Annotated in this window: 13 protein-coding genes; 2 read left to right on the top strand and 11 right to left on the bottom strand. The window is 57.0% G+C overall.

The features are described from left to right. Positions 1 to 21: 21 nt before the first annotated feature. The 10 genes from I6F33_RS25865 to I6F33_RS38365 all read right to left on the bottom strand — a co-directional run bounded on the left by I6F33_RS25865 (position 22) and on the right by I6F33_RS38365 (position 12,581). The gene (locus I6F33_RS25865) at positions 22 to 2,235 is read right to left on the bottom strand and encodes a hypothetical protein (protein WP_225144523.1); all 2,214 of its coding nucleotides are present in this window, start codon (positions 2,233 to 2,235) and stop codon (positions 22 to 24) included. Positions 2,236 to 2,778: 543 nt separating this feature from the next. Continuing rightward, positions 2,779 to 3,132, bottom strand: coding sequence for a hypothetical protein (locus tag I6F33_RS25860; protein WP_225144522.1), 354 nt, complete (start codon positions 3,130 to 3,132; stop codon positions 2,779 to 2,781). A gap of 277 nt (positions 3,133 to 3,409) precedes the next feature. Then, positions 3,410 to 4,651, bottom strand: a complete 1,242-nt coding sequence (locus I6F33_RS25855) for a cytochrome P450 (RefSeq protein WP_225144521.1) — start codon at positions 4,649 to 4,651, stop codon at positions 3,410 to 3,412. Between the two features lie 333 nt (positions 4,652 to 4,984). Beyond that, positions 4,985 to 5,866 carry a pantoate--beta-alanine ligase gene (locus I6F33_RS25850; protein ID WP_225144520.1) on the bottom strand — a complete coding sequence of 294 codons (882 nt, stop codon included), beginning with the start codon at positions 5,864 to 5,866 and terminating at the stop codon, positions 4,985 to 4,987. Between the two features lie 203 nt (positions 5,867 to 6,069). After that, complete coding sequence (locus I6F33_RS25845; protein WP_225144519.1) at positions 6,070 to 7,551, bottom strand: pentapeptide repeat-containing protein; 1,482 nt, start codon at positions 7,549 to 7,551, stop codon at positions 6,070 to 6,072. A gap of 1,014 nt (positions 7,552 to 8,565) precedes the next feature. Beyond that, positions 8,566 to 9,330, bottom strand: a complete 765-nt coding sequence (locus tag I6F33_RS25840; protein WP_225144518.1) for an ABC transporter permease — start codon at positions 9,328 to 9,330, stop codon at positions 8,566 to 8,568. Between the two features lie 205 nt (positions 9,331 to 9,535). Beyond that, the gene (locus tag I6F33_RS25835) at positions 9,536 to 10,207 is read right to left on the bottom strand and encodes an ABC transporter substrate-binding protein (RefSeq protein ID WP_225144517.1); all 672 of its coding nucleotides are present in this window, start codon (positions 10,205 to 10,207) and stop codon (positions 9,536 to 9,538) included. A 76-nt stretch (positions 10,208 to 10,283) separates the two neighbouring features. Further along, positions 10,284 to 11,207 (bottom strand): ABC transporter substrate-binding protein, encoded by a 924-nt coding sequence (locus I6F33_RS25830; RefSeq protein ID WP_225144516.1) that lies wholly within the window; start codon positions 11,205 to 11,207, stop codon positions 10,284 to 10,286. Between the two features lie 34 nt (positions 11,208 to 11,241). Continuing rightward, positions 11,242 to 11,940 (bottom strand): LLM class flavin-dependent oxidoreductase, encoded by a 699-nt coding sequence (locus tag I6F33_RS38370; protein WP_225144566.1) that lies wholly within the window; start codon positions 11,938 to 11,940, stop codon positions 11,242 to 11,244. A 32-nt stretch (positions 11,941 to 11,972) separates the two neighbouring features. Next, positions 11,973 to 12,581, bottom strand: a complete 609-nt coding sequence (locus I6F33_RS38365) for an LLM class flavin-dependent oxidoreductase (RefSeq protein WP_225144515.1) — start codon at positions 12,579 to 12,581, stop codon at positions 11,973 to 11,975. A gap of 840 nt (positions 12,582 to 13,421) precedes the next feature. Between I6F33_RS38365 and I6F33_RS25815 the strand changes: the two genes are divergently transcribed. Continuing rightward, a complete protein-coding gene (locus I6F33_RS25815; RefSeq protein WP_225144514.1) occupies positions 13,422 to 13,679 on the top strand; it encodes a hypothetical protein in 258 nt (85 codons plus the stop codon). Between the two features lie 1,725 nt (positions 13,680 to 15,404). Next, complete coding sequence (locus I6F33_RS25810) at positions 15,405 to 15,695, top strand: hypothetical protein (protein WP_225144513.1); 291 nt, start codon at positions 15,405 to 15,407, stop codon at positions 15,693 to 15,695. 1,126 nt (positions 15,696 to 16,821) lie between these two features. Here the strand turns inward: I6F33_RS25810 and I6F33_RS25805 are convergent. Next, on the bottom strand, positions 16,822 to 17,262 hold the full coding sequence (locus tag I6F33_RS25805; protein WP_225144512.1) for a VirK family protein: 441 nt from the start codon (positions 17,260 to 17,262) through the stop codon (positions 16,822 to 16,824). Between the last annotated feature and the right edge of the window lie 1,891 nt (positions 17,263 to 19,153).

The raw sequence follows: 19,153 nt of genomic DNA, 5'->3' as shown, positions 1-19,153 counted from the left end.
CGCCGCAAGACAACCAGCTCACTAGATCCCCAGTCGAGCCATCTGAGCTGAAGCGTGCTCCGGGTCGGGAAGGGGCTGCCACGGCTGGCCAGCGGCGGTGCTCAACAAGGACCTACAGAACGCAGGAGTAAGCTTGCCGCGGTGGATCACGACGTTCTCGTGCCCCTCGGCGGCTCGAGCGTTCTGCCAGTGCTGATTGTAGCCGCGCTGTTCGTCAGACTTCACGTGGCAAGCGGCGAATTCGCGATCGCCCAGCGTTGCCAATTGCCAGGCATGTACCGGCCGCTTGGTATGGATGTGTACCCACATCGGCCTTGGCGTCCCGCCATTGCTCAGCGCCATGGGCTGTAGCTTGATTTCGAACAGCGTCCCTGGCTCTCCCTTCAAGGCGCGAGGTGGATCCACTGACGCCAGTTCCCCCGCTGCCCGCAACTGTGCAAGGTATTTCTGCGATGGAAACGCATAGGTCTTCATGCAATCGCTCGTGATTGCTGCCTTTCGCGCGCTCAATGACTTTGCCTGCCCCTGAACCTCGGACCCCATCCTTTGAAGCCGGACTATCTTTTCGTGCACTTCGGGCACCTGCGCAGCCGTGAGCAGGCCCCGTCGGCGAGGCTCCTCCAGCGCGACTACACAGGCCTCAATCTCGGAGGACTGCGTCTGCAAGCGCTTGATCACGCGATTCAGGACATGTTCGGCGTCCTCGGGCTTCATCTGGCGCGCTTGCGAGACGGCGCTTTGCTGAGCCCGCAGATCGAACTGCAGCAGCTCGTCCAATCGCTCAAGTAATCCCGGCAGTGCCTTCCTGGAGGGCGGAGCCTGCCACATCTGGAGGTGATCGGTCGCAGAGGATGACGCAGCTGCCTCCTCCGGCGTGGCGAGTTTCTTTGTACCGAGATCCGAGAGCACGATGACCTTGCCCGTCGCGGCCCCGGCAGCATCGGACCTTCCCAGTTGCGGCGCGGGCGGGCTGGCCGTCGAACTCCCTTCGCCCGCGGCTGCTCCGCGCCTTGCTTTGCCCTTTCTGCGCACTCGAGTGCCTTCACCCACCAGCGCAGTGTTTTCTGGCAGCGCAGCCCAAGCCGGCGGTTCAATCGTCACTTCCGTCTTTGGCTGCAATGCCAGCAGCCGCATGACATCGTTCGCCGTCACCCACGCACCGTCCACGATCTCGCCAAGCAACTGCAAAGGAAGGTCAGCTTCCGTTCCAGCCTCCCTCAGGGGCTCAAGCATGCCCCTCAGTTGGGATGCAAATTCCGAAAGCCGTTCCATGACTCCTTCCAGAACGGCGCGGTGCTCGGCGTCGAGCACCGCTCCTCCGCGAACGGCCTCGCTCGTCGAAATAAATGCCGGAAAAACATCTTCAACAAAGGTCCCGAGCAGACGCACCTGCCCGCTCTCGTCCATGAGGGCGGCTCGCACGTCTGGTGCTAACGTGCTCGCTCGCGACTGAATCAAGAGCTGCGCGAGAGCGATCCGCGATTGCAGATACATGCACCTGGTATTGAGCGCCCAGCCCGTATTGAGCCTGAGTTGGGCCTCTTCGGCCTTGCGCATCTCGGGCGTGCTGCTTGGCAAATGGGCGGTAGCCGCACAGACTGACTGCATCCGCTCGAAGCGCAACGCCTTCTTTCCCCACCAGTCCATGCAGGCAACATACTGGTTCGCGACGCCCGCAACGATGCGGCTCAGCTGGTCGGGCGGAGCGGTGTCTTTGACCTTGTCGAGCAGGGCTTCTGCTTTCTTTCTCCTGTTCTCAAGTGGGTACAGAATCTGGGTGGCTACTTCGTTACATTGGTTGCCCGCATCCAGCGTGTCGTCGCGGAGCCGGCGAGCCTGATCGTCGGGCAGGATACGACGCGCCAAATGGGACGGCAGATTCGCGTAATACTCCAGAACTGTTGAGCCTGCTTCGACCACTCGATCGATCAGCTCTTGCGCCTTTTCCAAGTTGCAGCGTTGCGTGGCCGCTCGACGGCAAGCTTCAAACTTCTCAAGCAGGCTGTCCAAATTTCGCTTTGCCGCCTTGATCTCGTTGCGCGTTGGCGCCGCCATATCTGAAGCCGCAGTTCTGTCTTGAGGCCCGGAGCGCATCCGCTCCAGGACGGCATCGAAGGATTGACCGCGTTCCCCAGGGAAGAGACCAGGCTCCAGGCTCGAACGGCTCAATTCCCCGGCGCTGTTGGCTCCCGCCGCCTCACCCTGTGATGAATCAGCTCGGCCAATACCTTTCATACTTCATCTCCGAATAGTCGAGAGTGCGCAGCCTGTCTGGATAGGCCCCCCAGCTGACGACTAGCTGACCAAGAGCATTCATCTGGATGCACAAGAAAGAAGATCTCGCCTTGTGTTCGACTTCCATCGCAGCTCCTCGTGTTGCTGAACTAGCCGCATCAGTGCCGGTGTGATCAGCTGGGACGTGACCGGGGCCCGACCTGCCCTGCCCGCGAGATAGTCCCGCCCCAATGCGGTGCCTCGGTGCACGCGAACTGGGCCAAGTCATCCCCAACCGCCTCCTGGACGGCAATTTTGGCCAAGCAGGAATGGCTAGCGTATGTCTATCGGCAGACCTGCGCTCGCAACACGCGTCCCGCTATCCAGCAAACAGACTTCGACCGAAGAGCTTACCAAGTCACCAGCCATACACGGGCGTGGCGAGACGCCGGAGGCCATCAGCAACAACATTCTCCAGGTCCGAACTGAGCAGAATCGACGTTGCGCAGCCTTCAAACTACATCTCGCCAAAGCCGGGCCGCGCCGAGGCCGGTTAAATCACACTCATAGAAATATGGCAGCGAGCGTACCAATCGCACCGAACATCAACCCTATCAACGAACCGGCTGTCGGCACGTCTCTAAAGAGCAGGAGGGTGAGCATCGGTTCCACTACCAGAATCGCTCCCATCGATATCGCGACAATGATCCAGATATTCTTCAGATGCATGTAGCCCAGCGCGTATCCGAACACGAGGAGGATGCCGCCGAACGATATCAGGAGAAACATCGGCAACAGCATTGCCAGATCACCGCCGGCCTTTCCAGATTGCCGTGAGGCAATCAGCTCGGCGAATATCGAAAGCGCTTCTCCAAGGAAAATCGCTGCCACCGCTACAATCTTCAACATCAAATTCATCAGCGTCTGCGGTCCCGGCTACCCAAGGCAGCCCGGAGACGCGGCATCGGAGTTACCGTGGCGGTTGGCTTTTCGGCGTCAGGCGCTTTGCAAGTCGTCCGCGCGCTACACTATCGCTCTTCACGTGTACTTCGAACATCTGCCCGGCTGATATAGATTCCTACATGCAGCCATTGTTTCGCGCCGACCAAACCATCTTCGCTGCTTGCAGAAGCGAAGATGGTTCAGGACGGCCCACCCCACCGCGTGCCGGCTGCCAGACCGGAGCGATCAGGGCCTAGGCTGCAATCCGCACGGGGAGAGCGGAATAGCCGTGCACGAAGTTGGACGCAATTCGCTCGGGTTCGCCGACAACCTTGACCTCCAGTCCCGCACCCAAAATCTCTTCCCAGAGGACTCTCAACTGCAGTTCCGCAAGATGTCGACCAAGACAGCGATGGATACCAAATCCGAACGAGAGATGCTGCCGTACATTCTTGCGGTCGATGACGAAACTGTTGGCGTTCTCAATGATCTCTTGGTCCCGGTTGCCGGAGATGTACCACATGACGACCTTGTCGCCCTTCCTGATCTGCTTCCCGCCTACGATGCTATCGGTCGCGGCGGTGCGGCGCATATGTGCGATCGGCGTCTGGTATCGAATAATCTCGGACACGGCGCTCGAGACCAGCTTGGGATTGTCGGTTAGTTTTCTCAGTTCGGAGGGGTGCTGACTCATGAACAGGAGGCCGCCGGTAATCGAGTTGCGCGTGGTGTCATTCCCCCCAACGATCAGCAGAATCAGATTCCCGAGAAACTCATTCGGCTCCATATGGCGTGTGGCGGGCGAATGCGCCATCAAGGAAATCAGATCGAGGCGCGGCTCGGCATTGATGCGCTCGTTCCAAAGCCGTGTGAAATAATCCAGGCACTCGGACAAGATTGTGCTTCGCTTATCCCAGCTGTCGATCGCATGCCCTGCTTTCGGAGTTCCAACAGCTACGTCTGACCAATAGGTCAGGAGTCGCCGATCCTCAAATGGAAAGTCGAACAACGTGGCGAGCATCTGCGTCGTCAACTCGATGGAGACCATCTCCACCCAATTGAAGGCATCATTGCGCGGCAAGCCGTCTAGAATCGCCCTGACCCGAGAGCGGATCAAGATTTCGAGTTTCGCCAAGCTTTCCGGTCCGACTATCGGACTCACGGTATTACGCTGCTCGGCGTGCTGAGGAGGTCCCATCTTGATGAAACTCTGGGTCCAGTGCTCGGCAGGCACGTCGACAATAGTGACACCTTGCTCTGACGAGAATGCTTTGTGGTTTGTGTCTACCGCTACGATATCCCGGTATTTCGTCAGGGACCAATATGGGCCATGAGGGCTGTCTTGACAGTAGTGAACGGGATCTTCCCTTCGCAACCGCTCGAAGCACCCCCATATGCTGTCGTCTTGAAAGCGCTTGGCCTCGCTTACATCCAGATTTCTTAGCGGGATAACACAAGCGTCGTCAGCTCTATAATCTTCCAATCGCCTTTCCATATCATCTCCGCAGATTCTGCTCTCGAGAGCTTTACGGATCCAAAGGTCGCGATTCACCGTTTTCGAGCTGCCGTGACGTTTGGCTGCGACGGGCCGCTCGAGCAGACTATCTCAACGTGCGGCTAGCCGACCCTACCATATTGGGCAGTTCGGTTTGGATTGACTTTTTCAAGTCGATCTACTCAGTGGATCGTGAGAGCTTCACCGCTGGTGGGACGATGGCTGTGCGCTTGGGCAGCGCAAAGCGGAATGCACAGTCATAACGTAGGCGCTGCGTTCAGGCGCGGCCGGGTGGCTACTTTTGTCAAAATCACGACATTCATAATCGTCTGGCTAGGACTTTTCAGGTAGATCGATCCAGATATCCGGAGCGCCATTCAGGAGTGTATCCTGATCCGGAACGTAGATATTATCGAAGACCCTGAGGCCATGAGCCGTTGCCGCTGCAACAATTATGAAGGGGAGCTTGACCTGCTCCAGGTCTTCGAAGCTATCAGCGCCAACAATGCGAACAAAATCGAGTTTAAACTGTCGGAACGCTATTTGAGTTGTAGCCGACGCGACAAGATCCTTGACGCTCGACGCCCCTTGGGCGATCTCTTTCCTCGAATGGTTGAGGGCCGTGAAGAGGCACGAAAGCTCATCAAGCTCGGATCGGCTAAATCTTCGCAAGCGCGACGAAATGGGCACTCCGTTCCTGTATCTCACGGTCGGCACAAATCGTATCTCACAATCAAGAAGCAAGTCTGCGACAGCGCGCTTCACCAGGATCGCCTGACCGATATCCTTGAGACCGAAGTAGCTGCGAGTTGGTCGCGCATAACAAATCCAGCGGATTGCCCCCGTAACGGCTTCCTTCAAGTACGCCTCAGGCCCATCTAAACGCAAATGATAGTCGCCTTGCGATACGAACGTTCGATAGCCAGGCGGGAACATTTCGGTGTCGTTCGAGGAAATCACGGCAGTTGCTCCCGCACGTAGGGCAAGTCCAATATCAGCGTCCAAATCGAAATCGTAGCTCCCACCTGGTCTAAGCTGAGTCTTGTTCGGGTAGACTGTGACAATCGCGACGTCATTCTCCGATGCCGCTCTTCTGATCAGTTCTGCATGCCCATGATGCAGGGCGCCTAGGGTGTGTACCGTCCCAATACTCTGACCTGTTCTCGCCACCTCCCGGATGAACGCTTTGCCTGCGGAAAGACATCCCAGATGCATTTTCTTACTCCAGTTCTTTTAGACGCCGAAAGAGTGGTCTGATCGGTCGGATCGCAGAAGGTAGGCCCTGGGTGTCGTATTGGCCGCGCACGCCACCGAGCCCCAAAGAGCTTTAACGCCCGCTCACAGCTCGGACCACCGCACCAAGCTGCTCTAAGCTCACCGACATTGTACGCCATTCTATTTTGCGATTTCCAAAGCCGTCAGGTCGAGCCTTCTCGACCACGTCTGATCAACGATGAGAATTCAGCCAGATAGCTTGATGGCTCGCGCGGCTGATCAGCCTTCAAAGCGGTCTGCAGTCCCGGACATCGGTCGGCAAAAAACGGTGGCTCGAATGTGGTTATCTTAGCGCCCGAAAAGTCGACCTTTACGAAGCTGGCCTGGAACGGCGATATCCCACTCAGATTCGCGTCGCGCAAGGACGATTGGTTCATGCGAACGTATGCGACGCGCGTTGCCTCCAGGTTGGTGTCGGTCATTCCCGCGGCGAGATATGCCTGAACGAGATTGGATCCTTCGAGATTTGCGTGATCCAATGCCATTGATTGCGGGGGATCACCGGTCATCATCGACCTGTAGAGGTAAGCCTGGGATAAGTCTGCATATTCAAGATCGCAGTCGCGCACAAAGGCACAGCGGCCACGAAAGCCCGTCAATTTGGAGGCTCGCATTGTGCTCTCTGTAATTGAAATGCTTTCGCCTGATGCCCGAGACAGGTCCGCTCCATCGAGCTGACAGGAATGAATAGAGGCACCGTCCAACACAGCACCGATTAGGTTCGCGTTGGACAAGCTTACGGACAGAAGCCGCGCCTTGGTCAAGTCTGCCTGCTCAAGCTCCGCACTTGAAAGATTTGACAGGTGAACATCAGCGAAGGGAGCGCTCAGGGCCCTCGCCGCAATGCGGCCGCTCACCTTTGAGAGTCTCAGATACGGAAGATGAGCGCCTTCTAGGGCGAGACCGTCGACCGAGGTGGGACGCAAGATCGATAAACAGTCCCCCTTTGACTGGAAGAACGAGCAAGCCGCCAGGTGCGCTTTCGTGATCGTGACTTGGCTCAGCTTGGCAAAGCGGAAGGAAGCGGAAGGAAGGAAGCATTCATTAATGGTCGAACCCTGTAATTCCGCGCCATCAAATACAGCATCACTCGCGTCGCACTGGTAAATGAGAAGTCCGCTTAGCATCGCGTTGTCAAAGCGTGTCCTTTTCATGCTGCAACCGTGAAACAGACTGCCGGTTGCATCAATTACACTGCGCAGACTGGCATCATCGAAATTGCAGACCTGCGCTGCAATCGCGTGCATATACGCAAAATCGAGCTTGGCCCCGCGGAAACTTGCCCTCTCTAGCCCTGGGCAGATAAGGTTTGCCCCAGAAAGGTCTGCCCGATCCAACTTTGCTCCGTAGAGCTGCGCACGATTGAGGGTACAGCGTCGCAACGGGAAATCTGACAGGTCGTGACCGTTAAAGTTCTCGGAGGATAGCTGCAAACCAATCCCAGTCCTTCTGATCGCCTCCTCGGTTCGCCTCCCGACAGCGGCCACTGCGCGCAGCCGATCGGCAGCTCGGCTCCAGTACCGAACAAACTCGCCATCTGATGAAAGTTTGTTTTTCGACTCTGACCAGTGCTCTGCCCCTTCATTTGTGGTGCACTCGCTATCAGCGCCGATTGTTTGCGACATGTCGACGATTCCGTATTGCCCGGATTACGAGGGGGCCTGTTATTGACCTCTTTTTGGTAGTCCTTGGAGTTACGCTATGCGATTTGTGGCGAACTCGTCGGCGAAATGGCGACAAGATGCGTCGATGAGACACCTATTGTGTCGGTGGCCTCCGCAGCCGGCACGCTTGAGCACGTCAGCCGAATTCTCGTCATGCGTGCCCACTGCCGCTCGCTGCCATTGTTTATCGAGACCGGCAACGCTGGCAGCGCAACGGTCGTTTGACAGTGCCGATATGTCCAGAAGTTGCGATTTGGCTCGTCAGCTCTTATAGGCAAATCCACATCGCTCTCCATCAAACCGAATGCGAAGAATTCAAGGTCTTGCTTCTTTTTCAGAAATGGACCCACGGCTTGCCGGCGGAAACGTGACCATTCACAGCGCTGCTCTCAGCCTTTCCTCGGCATTACATCAATTTGATAGCAATGACCGTGCCAGCCGCATCAGTCGTATTAATGGCTGAGTAGGCGTCATGAAATCGATATTGACGCCGAATGTTTAGAACCTGACAAACACGGTCTCATTGTCAGAGACCGCACCATCATCGCAAGGCTATCGTGAACGCGACAATTCCGAGCTCTTTTGCCAGAGAGCAAGAGCCGTAATCCTTGCGGGCACCCATCGATGACTTGCAATCCAACACTTGCGGATCGCCGACCTCACGGTTAGCGAGTGTTCGAACTCGGCTAGTCCTGCTCCGCGCGCCCGCCGGTCCATCTAAATGGGAGCCCGGGCCACAGCTGTCCTGGTCGAGCGATGATCGAGCGCGCAATCGTCACCAAATCGGCGCGCAAGGCGAATGCCCGCGATCGGAGATAGACATTTTTATGATAGAGGATCGAATTCGAAGGCATTCACGCGATGCCTTCTTCGAGGATCGTAGATAACTGACCTATCTCTTGCTCGCGCACAAGACGCGGCATGGCGGCGACAAGGCTCTTGGTATATTCAGACAGTGGATTACGAAATATCTCTTCAGTGGGGCCACCATCGACGATTCTCCCCCGGCGCATAACTATGACGCGATCGCTGATATGACGAACAACAACTAAGATCATGCGAGATAAAGAGATAACTTATGACCTCGCCTCGTTGCATGACGAGGATCTCATCCGCCACGCGGGAGACCACTGCCAGATCATGACTGATCAGGATCAGAGCCTTGCCCCGTTTTTTGGTCTCCTCGAGCAGTGCCAGCACATGAGCTTGCGCCACGTTCCGATTGTCTTGGGGGGTCGTTTGATGGTGAAGCCTGACGCCGAAATCACTCATACCTCGGGTCCGCGCGGACGTAACGAAGGGCTGCTCGAGCACGCGCGTGAACTCGTTCAGAACGACTTGTCCGAAAAAGCCGGACAGTTCGAGAGCCAGAGCAAATGTCGGGAGAACGAGTCCCATCGGCGAGCTTTCTCCGACAACTGGAAAAATGCGCAAGTTTACCGCGAACACGACGGGCATAGTTGTAGCTAGCCAGTAAGGCGGCGCGGTTGCCAAGAAGATTTGCGCGCCGCTGAGCAGCTTCGACCATATGTTGTCTCTGCCGGCGATCAACAGAGTAGTCAAGATCGCAATAACCCAAGCCATCAGCAGCGCGGCGATCGCCAGAACAATGGTGGGGCCAATCTGTTCTGCGATGATCGCCGCGACGGGTCGATGCTGCTGGTATGATTCACCAAGATCTCCATGCAGGACGTAATATGTATTTGCCGTATTGAACGGCGAGCGGTTGATCAAAGCCATATTTCGCATTGATCGTTGCGAGCTCGGCCGCAGGTGCCGGCCCGACGTCGCCACTCCTCACATTGATGACATCTGCGCGCGATCGCCGGGCATCAAGCACTGAACTAGGAACGTAAATGTTGCTGCAGCCCACACGACGGCCACACCGGATAAAATACGGCGCGCGAACCAAACAAGCAGGTTGTGGGATACGACCTTCACGGTGTCATTTCTTCTCGTCGAAATGAGCGTCATAGAAGACGGGCTCGCCCACTGACCCGTGGTCCAGCCACACGTCTTTCAGGCGCGGGGTGGTGGCCAAAGTCACGTCCAGCACCGTAAGGCCTATCACAGGAGCCTCATCCACGATCTTCCGTTCCGCCTGCTGATAGAGGCCGGTACGTTCAGCGCTGTTGAAATCCTGCTCCGCCTTTTGGATCAGCTCCCAAAGTGTCGGATCCTGGAAGCGCGATGGATTGAAGCGATTGGGCTCGCCATTCTGGTCCGGCTTCCAGGAAATTCGGAATATCTCAGCGCCGGGTGCAACCCAATAAAGAAGCACGATCTCATAATCGTTGGGCCCTAGGTTTTTTCCGGCGAAGAAATCAGCAGGATTGGTGGGTTGAAGACGTACGTCAAAACCGGCTGCTCTTGCCTGCTGCTGGATAACTTGCAAGGCTTGCTCGCCATCGAGCTTCAGAAACGCGTACGAATAGGAAATGTGCACGATGAGCAAATTGCCGTTCTTGACACGAACGCCGTTAAGGTTGCGCTCGGTCCAACCCGCCTGATCAAGCAGCTGATCGGCTTTCCGAATATCGTACGCATAGGACTGCCCGAGCTCACGCAGGTATTCCGGCGAACTCTGACTTAGCGCACCGTTGCCTTCAAATGGCAAAGAGCCGAGGAAGGATGTGTCGACCGCGACCTTTCGGTCAGTAGGTTAGGCAAAGGCCTTGCGGACGAGCACGTCGTCAAATGGGGGCCGAGCCGTATACAACGCCAGGCGCAGAGGGGTGCCGCCGGTAACGTGTCGCAATACTGGAAAGCGGGAATTGGCGTCCTTCCATGCGATGGCCGAGACATCGTATATAGCATCGGGAGCCGTATCGGACAGTCTGATCTGGCAGAAACTTCCAGCTGATCCCCTCAACGTAAGCCGGCCCTTGATGTTTCGCGGTGGCCGGCGCCGAATTGTAGTCGGGATTGCGGCGGAAGGTGACTTCCCGCCCATGGCGCCACTTGTCGACAATGAATCGACCTGAGCCGACAGGGTTCTCGCAATTCACCGCAAGGCCACGTTTGAGTGCCGATGGCGAGAGAATGCCTTGTGAGGATTGGGCGAAGACGTTCAGCAAGGGCTGGAACGGCACCTTCAAGTTTACCTGCAAGCTCAGAGGAGCGATTGCCCTTGCCGATTCGAAGCTATCGCCGAGATAAGGAGCAGCAGTCGGATTGCGACGATCGGGGTCATTGCTGAGCCATCCGTTGATATTGTCAGCGATGGCCTGCGCGTCGAGGGCAGTCCCGTCGGTGAACTTCACATTCGGCTTTATCTCGAATGTGTACACCTTTTTGTCCTCGGAGATGGTCCAAGACTCGGCCAGCCATGGCAAAATCTTGCCGTCCTCGTTGCGCGCAACCAGATTATCGCTGTACTGGCGTTGCAGATACCATTGTTGGACCCATCCTCCGAACAGGCAGGCAGGCTCTTGAAAATGCCCGTAACGAATGACGCATCCTCGCTTTACGCTGCCGGCTACCCCTTCCTGAGCATGAACGCTGGGCGACAATTGCGACAGGCCCAAGAGCACGACAAGGATAGCCGCCACTGTTCTTGCTTGACGGTTGGATTTGCCAGTGAAGAGCCTCGCTGACCACGCATTCGATAAATGCATATCCGGGCTCCCGAGATTTGGTGTTGAGGATGCGTCAGAGCGGTGAGCTAGCTGTGGCTCGTGCCGCCTCGAAAGGAATAGAAGTGCCGAAATGCTCTCTCAGTGTCTGTCCCAAATATTCTTTGCGAAACAGCCCGCGCTTCTGCAGGATGGGAACCACATTGTCGACAAACGCTGAAGTGCCATCGGTCAGAACATCCGGAATGATGTTGAAACCATCGACCGCGCCGGCGCGGAACCATGTCTCAATCGAGTCCGCGATCTGCTCGGGTGCACCCACAAGCAAGCGGTGGCCAAAAGCTTGAACGCTGCTGATGATCTCGCGAACCGTCCGACCTTGACGCGCCAGAGCTTCAATCGTGCGATGGTGACCGACAGAAAACGGAACATGATCTGCATCAGGCAAAATCTCCTCCGGAATTGGCCGCTCGAGGCTGAGCTTCTCGACCGCCACACCCATGCTTCGTGCAAGGGCGCCGATGGCGCGCTCCAGATCGATCAGTCCATCAAGCTTTTCTTTGCGACGAGCCGCTTCTTCCTCGGTGCCCCCGATACAGGTGACAAGACCCGGCAGGATGAGCGGAGCCGCAGGGCGGCCGAATTGCCGAGAGAGCGCACGCAGGCGCTCTGCCTCCCGCAGAGCCGTCGTCAAGTCCCCGGCTGCCGCAAACACGACATCTGCACTGCGGGCACCAAGCCGTAGTCCGGGATCCGAACCGCCCGCCTGAACGATGACTGGGTGACCTTGGGGCGAAGCGGGATGCGTCAGTGGCCTCGGATGCCGAAACTATTGGTATCGGGATCGAGCAGGCGGAATTGACTCTGATCTGCGTAAACTCCCGCGGCCTGATCGGCGATGACCATCTCGTCGCTCCAGCTCAGCCAGAGAGCACGGACGGTTTCAACGAAGTCCTCGGCCCGTCTGTAGCGATCCGCTCGCCCGACTTCTCGACCGCCGAAGTTTGCTACCGTCGCCGGGCTCGACGTCGTGACTGCGTTCCACGCAACGCGGCCACGGCTGATAACATCGAGCGATTGGAAACGCCGAGCGAGATTGTATGGTTCATTGTAGGTCGTCGACGCTGTCGCGATCAGGCCAATCCGCTGCGTTTCGCGTGCAATCACCGCAAGAACGAGGGTAGATTCGAGCCCATTCAGCGGTGGCTGGTGCGTAATGTCGAAGTTTATCGCGGGAGTATCGGCGAGGAATACAGCATCCAGCAGACCACGCTCCGCAACCTTCGCAGCCCGGACGTAGTGCTCGATATCGAAAAAGGCGCTTGGATTTGTACCCGGCCAGCGCCACGCGGCGGAATGGCCACCAGCGCCATGAACATTTAGACCAAGATGAAGCATGGAGTTAACCGAAGACATCACAACCCCTAATGCGGCGCCCTCTGAGCCACTTGGTGGGCCTTGAGGACAAGTCAATGTCGGCGACCACCCTGCCCTTTCGCGCAAGCCACGCTGAATGTGCGCCGGGCAGCCGATTTGAGCATGGATAACAAGCCGTCGGCTGATGTTAGAGGACTCTCACCGAAGAAGATTCCGCTACGTGCTGTGACGTTCTGCGCACGGGCGCAGCCCAAAAGAGCTTCGACCGCGGTGGTTGGCGATTGACGCCGTCGTGACAGCCAATTTCCAGCGGCTAGTTGATCCCACACGAGTACACTCACATCGGCGCTCCAGAATTCATCAACAAGCCAGCTGCTTCTCAGGAAGGAGTTCTGATGCCCATTCGCGATCGGAACGTTTGGACTCGCGACCGAGCGAGCAAGGAGCGATAGAGGATCTTTAGAGGTCGAAACCACACAAACGCAATAGTTGAGTATTTCAATCTACTATTGTCTGTCGGCATCCCCTTCTATTGCGACGTCTATCTGTCCATCGCTTAGCCCAAATGGTCTCTGATCAGGTTCCCGAACACGCGCTGCGTGATCGCCAAATTAAAGTCGCTGCGCCGGCTCAAAGCGAGGAACATGAATTGATGCGCTCGAGAACACACGACAGATTTGGGAGACATTGTTGATCAACCGCATGCTGCCCCGTTGCAAAGCGACATCCGATCAATAATGCCGCGCCAAGACAACACATCTAATAATGCGATGAAAAATTCTGGATTATAGATGCCTCGTTAAGGCAATGCTTGGACGCTGAGCTTTCTTCTGCACCACCGTGGCGCCTGCTGCATTCAAGGATGCTGCGGATCTTCGCTTGATTGTCTTGCAGGCGCCGCATGTTCTCGCTTTTTCTATCGGTATGATGACCGACCGCGACTTTGCAAGAATGCCCGTCCTCGAGGCCCAGTTGCTTTTTGAAGACAAACGCCTTGGAGCGTCAAACATCGGGAGCATCAACGTTCACGACACTCAGTTGGGTATCTGCGTCACTTACCGGCAGATGAGGCCGGGCGCGCCTCTCGCGATGATGAATCGCGGCTTCATCAATGCCAGCTCGAACCGTTCTGGCTAGCCTCGAGGTCTGCGGCCATCTCCGGCGAGAAAGATCACGGAGGACACGCTGCGCGCCAGCATGGTGGACGACCGCAGCCCCGGCGTTCTGACCTAAGCCATCACCGTCCTGCCATTAGCAACAGGAGTGCAACCCGCGAGCGCCAAGAGCCGCTTCCTTCGGCCGTCCCGGCTTTGGATCAACCCAGGAAGACTGATGCTTGTCAAATTTTCATGCGTCGGTGCCTGGTATCTATCGCTACTTTGACCGGAAACGCGCCGGGCTCGGAGGAAGGAGGGGCCGATACGACCGACCGCGGAGATTGCCCTAGGTCTTTTTGTTCAGCTGCGCCTGCAGGTCACACCAACGGCTTGCGCGGCGAGATGTTTATAAGGCGCGACTAACGTTGTGGTGCATTGTGTGGCGCATCGGCTGCAAGCGTCAACGGCCCATTTTTCTTTTCCGAACTGAGGCGCCCGAGCGCCAGTCCTTGCCGCCACGTTCTTTATACACCCGAATCGTTTGTGGCCCCAGCCACGGTTCAACGTCTCGCGGCCGCACAGCCTGTTAACGTTGCGAGTTAAGCCATTAACCGCGTGTTGCGGATGCCTGGATCGGAGCCGCACGCCCGGCTCTTGTTTTACGGCCAGCGCCCCGCGCACCGACGCAAGGCCCTGCATCAGCGGTCCCGACAGAGGACAATGAGCTTCAGCCACCCCAGCCCGGACACGAGCCCGACGGCTGCGGCCAGGCTAAGCTGTTCGGACCACAGCTAGCATCTTGACGAGCATTTAAAGGAGCTCCACTGGGAGCCGATGCAAGCTGGCCCAGGCATACTTCTCCACGCCGCTCAAGCCCACCGATAGCCGCGCTTCCGCCGCGCTGCTTCTCCCGGACCTTCACACGGCGCTGCCGTGGAGCGGATACCGACGATGGTCCCATCTCCCAAACTCCGCTCTGCAATGAACAACAGGCTCGCTGGCATACTCGGAAGGGCCCCGAATTTCTTCAATGAGGCTGGTCAGGTGTTCGACAGCTAACCCTTCTAGCATGGCAAGACTTTGTCCGGACAGGAGGCCGACTTGATGGCCCAAACTCTGGAACAGAAGAATGACTTGGATCCCCGGTCAGTCCAGCCCGCACGCCCTCAACACACCGATCCGCTCGAGAACAGCCTCGGTGTGTTTTATCGACATTGCGCGGGTCTCGGTTTCTGATCCTTATCGGATCAACTTCGTACGAATGATATTGACAAGGCTACCAAAGGGAGAAGGGTATGGACCCATTTGAGGACGTCAACCGATCCGAGGCTCGGATGCATCACCTCGAGCCGCGACAGGAAGAGACAGCGCAAGCAGACTTTGAGCAGCGGCTTAAAGAGTCTCAGCCAATTCCTCGCAGCATCGGCTTCACCCGTGGCTGGATCGAACCGGACGGTAACGGATGGTAACAAGAGAGCGCAAGCTATACTGGAGAATGAACGGTGCACGGCTCCATCCTTTGTCAGAACGCGCGCTCAACTTGCCGCAACGCTGACGTGCGCGAACATTGCGGAACTCAGAAGAGAAATCGAACTCGCTGCGCAAAGATCAGCAAAATGGTCACGAGTGAGTGGATCGTCAGTCGACCGCGTCGATAGTGGCCGCGTTTACGACGACGTGATGGCATCGTCATACCTGGAGCTGCAGCGCTTTCAAAACCACGCCAGTCATTGCAAACCACATGCGCTTGGACCGTCTAAGCGCGATGGCCCATTTGCGTTCCATGGCGGCTTTGCGTTACGACGCCGCCCCTTGGAATATCTGGGGAGGCCAACGACTTGATCTGGGTCGCGCAGCGGCAGAGCACGTGAGGGGCGATACCAGTTGTTCGCCTTTTGTGTCGCTGTCAGAGGAGGCCTCACAACTGCTCCTTTCGCCGGACGATGACAACGAGTATGGCGCCAAAGTCATCGCGGAAAACGCGAATGAGTTGCACACCTACACGGTGCCGAGGGTCACAACTTGGACGGCGGAAGAGATCGTCAGTATTCTCTAGGACGGGACTGAGAATGATGAACCCGCTGTGGCATGGATGACTGATACCCCGACTGAGGAGCGTGAGGTACTATTTCTGGGCGGAAACCTGGACGACTATCGGACCGCTAGCGCATCTAATCCATATAGAAAGTCAGGAACAAAAGGCTGAGTGGTACAGGCTACGGAAAGGGTGATTTGCCTTTTCCGGCGCTCGGAAACATCGAACGCAGCGTTTCGCGCTACCAATAATACTCCGGTCCAACTGGCCAGCGCGGGCGACCGGCCGCGTTCCGCGCTTGGAATGAGAGTTTCAGCCCAAACCTGTATGGTCTCTAAAGTTCGCCCACTTATCCTCGGGTTGGAAGGGCCCGTGCCGATCATTATTCACTTTAGCTTTCCGTCTGGCCAGGTCAGGTTTTGCGAAGCTAACATGAGTAGCGATAGAACGAGGTAGTTATGCCCGCCGACCGCAGCATGGATCGATACAACGAAATCAGCCCAACCGATGGCCGCGCTCTTCTCTTCCGTTGGCCGCAATTTGGCTGAACGAGGTGCTCGTCGGCACCTCGGGCGGATGCTCAAGCTTTCGAAACCACGGATCGTTTGCTCAGAGAGCTTAGATCTGCGCCCGAACGCAGTTTACGAGCGGTGAGCAAACCCATAGCAGCCAGCCCAGATGATCTTAAGCGGGATCGTTCATTCACCTTGTGGCTGCATTCGGCAGTACTGAGATTTCAGGTGAAAGGATCCCAAAAAGAGGCGGATGAAAGATAAGAGCGCACCCGGGCCTAAGGTCGTCATCATTGCGGGCCCGCGGCTGGAGCGACTTGGGAATAATGTTCTTACGATAACCGCAGCGTGAGGACGTCCTTCGAACTCATCTGAAGCGTTCAACTGAGAGCCTTGGGTCCGCCCATAAGACGACTACCTGAACCGCCGACCTTCCAATCCCTGAGATGGAATGGAGATCGGCGGCCCTCATGAGTTACCTGAGCAGCAAGTTCGTACAACTTGATCCTCGTCCGACGAAACGACCGTCAGAAACACTCTGATCTTTCCTGACGATCGAAAGGATTGGTATCCGTGCGAAGGTGTCCGCACGAAAGGATTAAGTCTTCGAAGCGCCCCCTGCTCTGTGCTCTTCGTTACCAGATGAACTTTGCGCCATCCGGCAGTTCGCAGATGAATTCTCCCTGGTTCACGAGTTCGGTGGTCCCGACGACAAGTTTCGAGGCTCGCACCGTCAGCTTGCCTTCGCGGCTAAGGCTATGGCGGATGTACTCGGTCACGGCATGCCCGGAGCTGTCGACCGTTTGATGAGCATTGGCGAAGCTGATGCCGTTATGGACGGTCACCCTGAAGGCAGTGATGACCAGACCGGCTTGCGTCGCGGACGCAGGCTTGCCACCCTCCGCTGTGGTACAGCGGCTCATGTCCAGTATGAGCTTTACATTCTTCCCCGCCTGGAGGGCACTGAGCACCTCAGTGTATTTCGGCGAGGGCTCATCGGCTCTCGCCGGCGCGCTCACGCTCGCGGCCGAAAGCAAGGACAATAGGATCGGTAGTGCTCGGCCAGTAAACTTCATATGCTCTTCTCCCTCGATAAGTACCGCAGATTGCGCTTTTAAGGACGTCGTGCTCGCAAGCCGTTTGTCTGCTTCCAGACACACGCGCGCTCGCGCCGGTACAAAAGCAGCCTGTCGCAACGAGGCGCAAGTCGCCGTGATGGCTATTCCGACATCACAACCTCGTAGGTCAGGTTTGCTGGAGTGACTTAGCTTCGCGCGCCGACTTGAACGATTTGATGCAGCGTCTCCTCCGCTTGGAAACCACAAAACGGCAGCCGGTTGCGCTTGTCCGTCGCAGTCCTAACGGGCGAGAGAATGCAGTTCTCACATCTGCATAAGGAGACGATCCAGGAAAGAAATTCGACCAGCCGCAAGCGCCAGTTCGTCCGCCTTGCTGTGCACCGTCTCCCTAGATGACGCGTCCGCAATGAGGTGGTGGAGCGAACCTGACGCGGCGGTCCGAAAAAGCTCAATCAGGGGACCCGATCTCGGCCTGATCGAACACCAATGTCGGAAGGCACAAGGTAGCACCCTATTATGATCCGTCGCTTCGCGCGGCTTCCGTCCAGCTGACCGTTCGCGTCGTTGACGGAATCTATTCGACTCATTCCAAAGCTATTCGCTACCTGGATGCGTTCCATCAAAACAATCGATTTTGTCGATCGCGCCTAAAGCCCCATAATCTCTCGTGATGTATGGAGGCAGCATTCAAGAATGTCCCTTGGCAATCGATTCCTTCTTCAGTCCCTTTCCGGTCAAATCGGCTTGCGCGCTCCGGCGTCTGCATCCCAGAAGTTAGCTGTCCCTGTGCGTCACATAGAGGCATCTCGCCACCGTCTCCTTGCTAGATTGACACGCATGAGATCTCTGACGACCGTGAGGTCACGCCTTAAGGCCTAGCAAAGACGACTGCCTTCACACACTGTCATCGGCTTTGGCTCAAGCTACGCCTTATTGGACCGACGAAACGCTCATGACCCTGGCGAGAGGGCCGAGCGTTCCGCAGGTCGATAGTCTGGCTTCAGAGGTCGCCATCGTTTCAGAATGCTTGCGAGGTCGAGAGCACTGCTACGACCAGCGGTCAAAGCACTTGAATCTCACCTAGCGTCAGATTGTAGGATTTCCGACAGCCCCGCGACACAGACCAGCTCGCGTGTACCCTTCCTGACAGGTAGCAAGAATTGCGAACGTCTCAAAAGCACAATGCTAAGCCGCTCCGTCCCTCACGCTGCTGGACTGCTCCTCTCCGGAACGCTGGCGGTCGCCATCTGGCCCTTACTGGGCGAGACCCGAACATTCTGGCGCCGTGCACCCCGAAAGACGAAATGGTGCTGGTGTAGTCACCTGGATCTATGCGCGATGACAACCACGAGGAGCTCGATTGGATCGTTCGCAGCTTCCGCTGGGCTGCGGCGGACGAGGGGACCTCGGGCGCGACGGAACTTCAGGGCGGTCGACGTCTTGCGTGCAAAGAGTCGGCTGCGAGAGGGTGTTCTTCAAACCGGGAGGGGCATTGATCGTTTCGTCGAGCATCTCAGCCTGTGAAGCCATTGGCCAGGTGCGTCGCGTGATGTGGCTTCGAATGCGGAAAGACTTGCATTGTCGTGACTTCACGACACGACAGGCTCAACAGCCCAGCAAGACTGACCGCAGACCAAGACGAATTGGGGAAGTTTCCAAATGTCGGTTTCGCTCATCTGTTCAGTCACAAATCCGATCGTCTCCCGCGCTTTGGTTACGATTGCGCGTCCTGGCGCTATTCGCACTGCAGGCGTTGGCTCAGTGCACGCAAGAACGGCTGTGATCGGCCTGCGAACGCGTCAGCGAGCTGCCGCGGTTCAAACAGAATCAGCTCTCTTGCTCGCATGAGCGGCATGTTGAGCGGCGCCGAGGTCGTAAGCAGCCCCGA

It is taken from the genome of Bradyrhizobium sp. BRP20, assembly GCF_020194215.1.
GTDB lineage: Bacteria > Pseudomonadota > Alphaproteobacteria > Rhizobiales > Xanthobacteraceae > Bradyrhizobium > Bradyrhizobium yuanmingense.
Note: the sequence above shows the minus strand (reverse complement) of the source record. Positions and strands in the feature narration are given on the sequence as shown.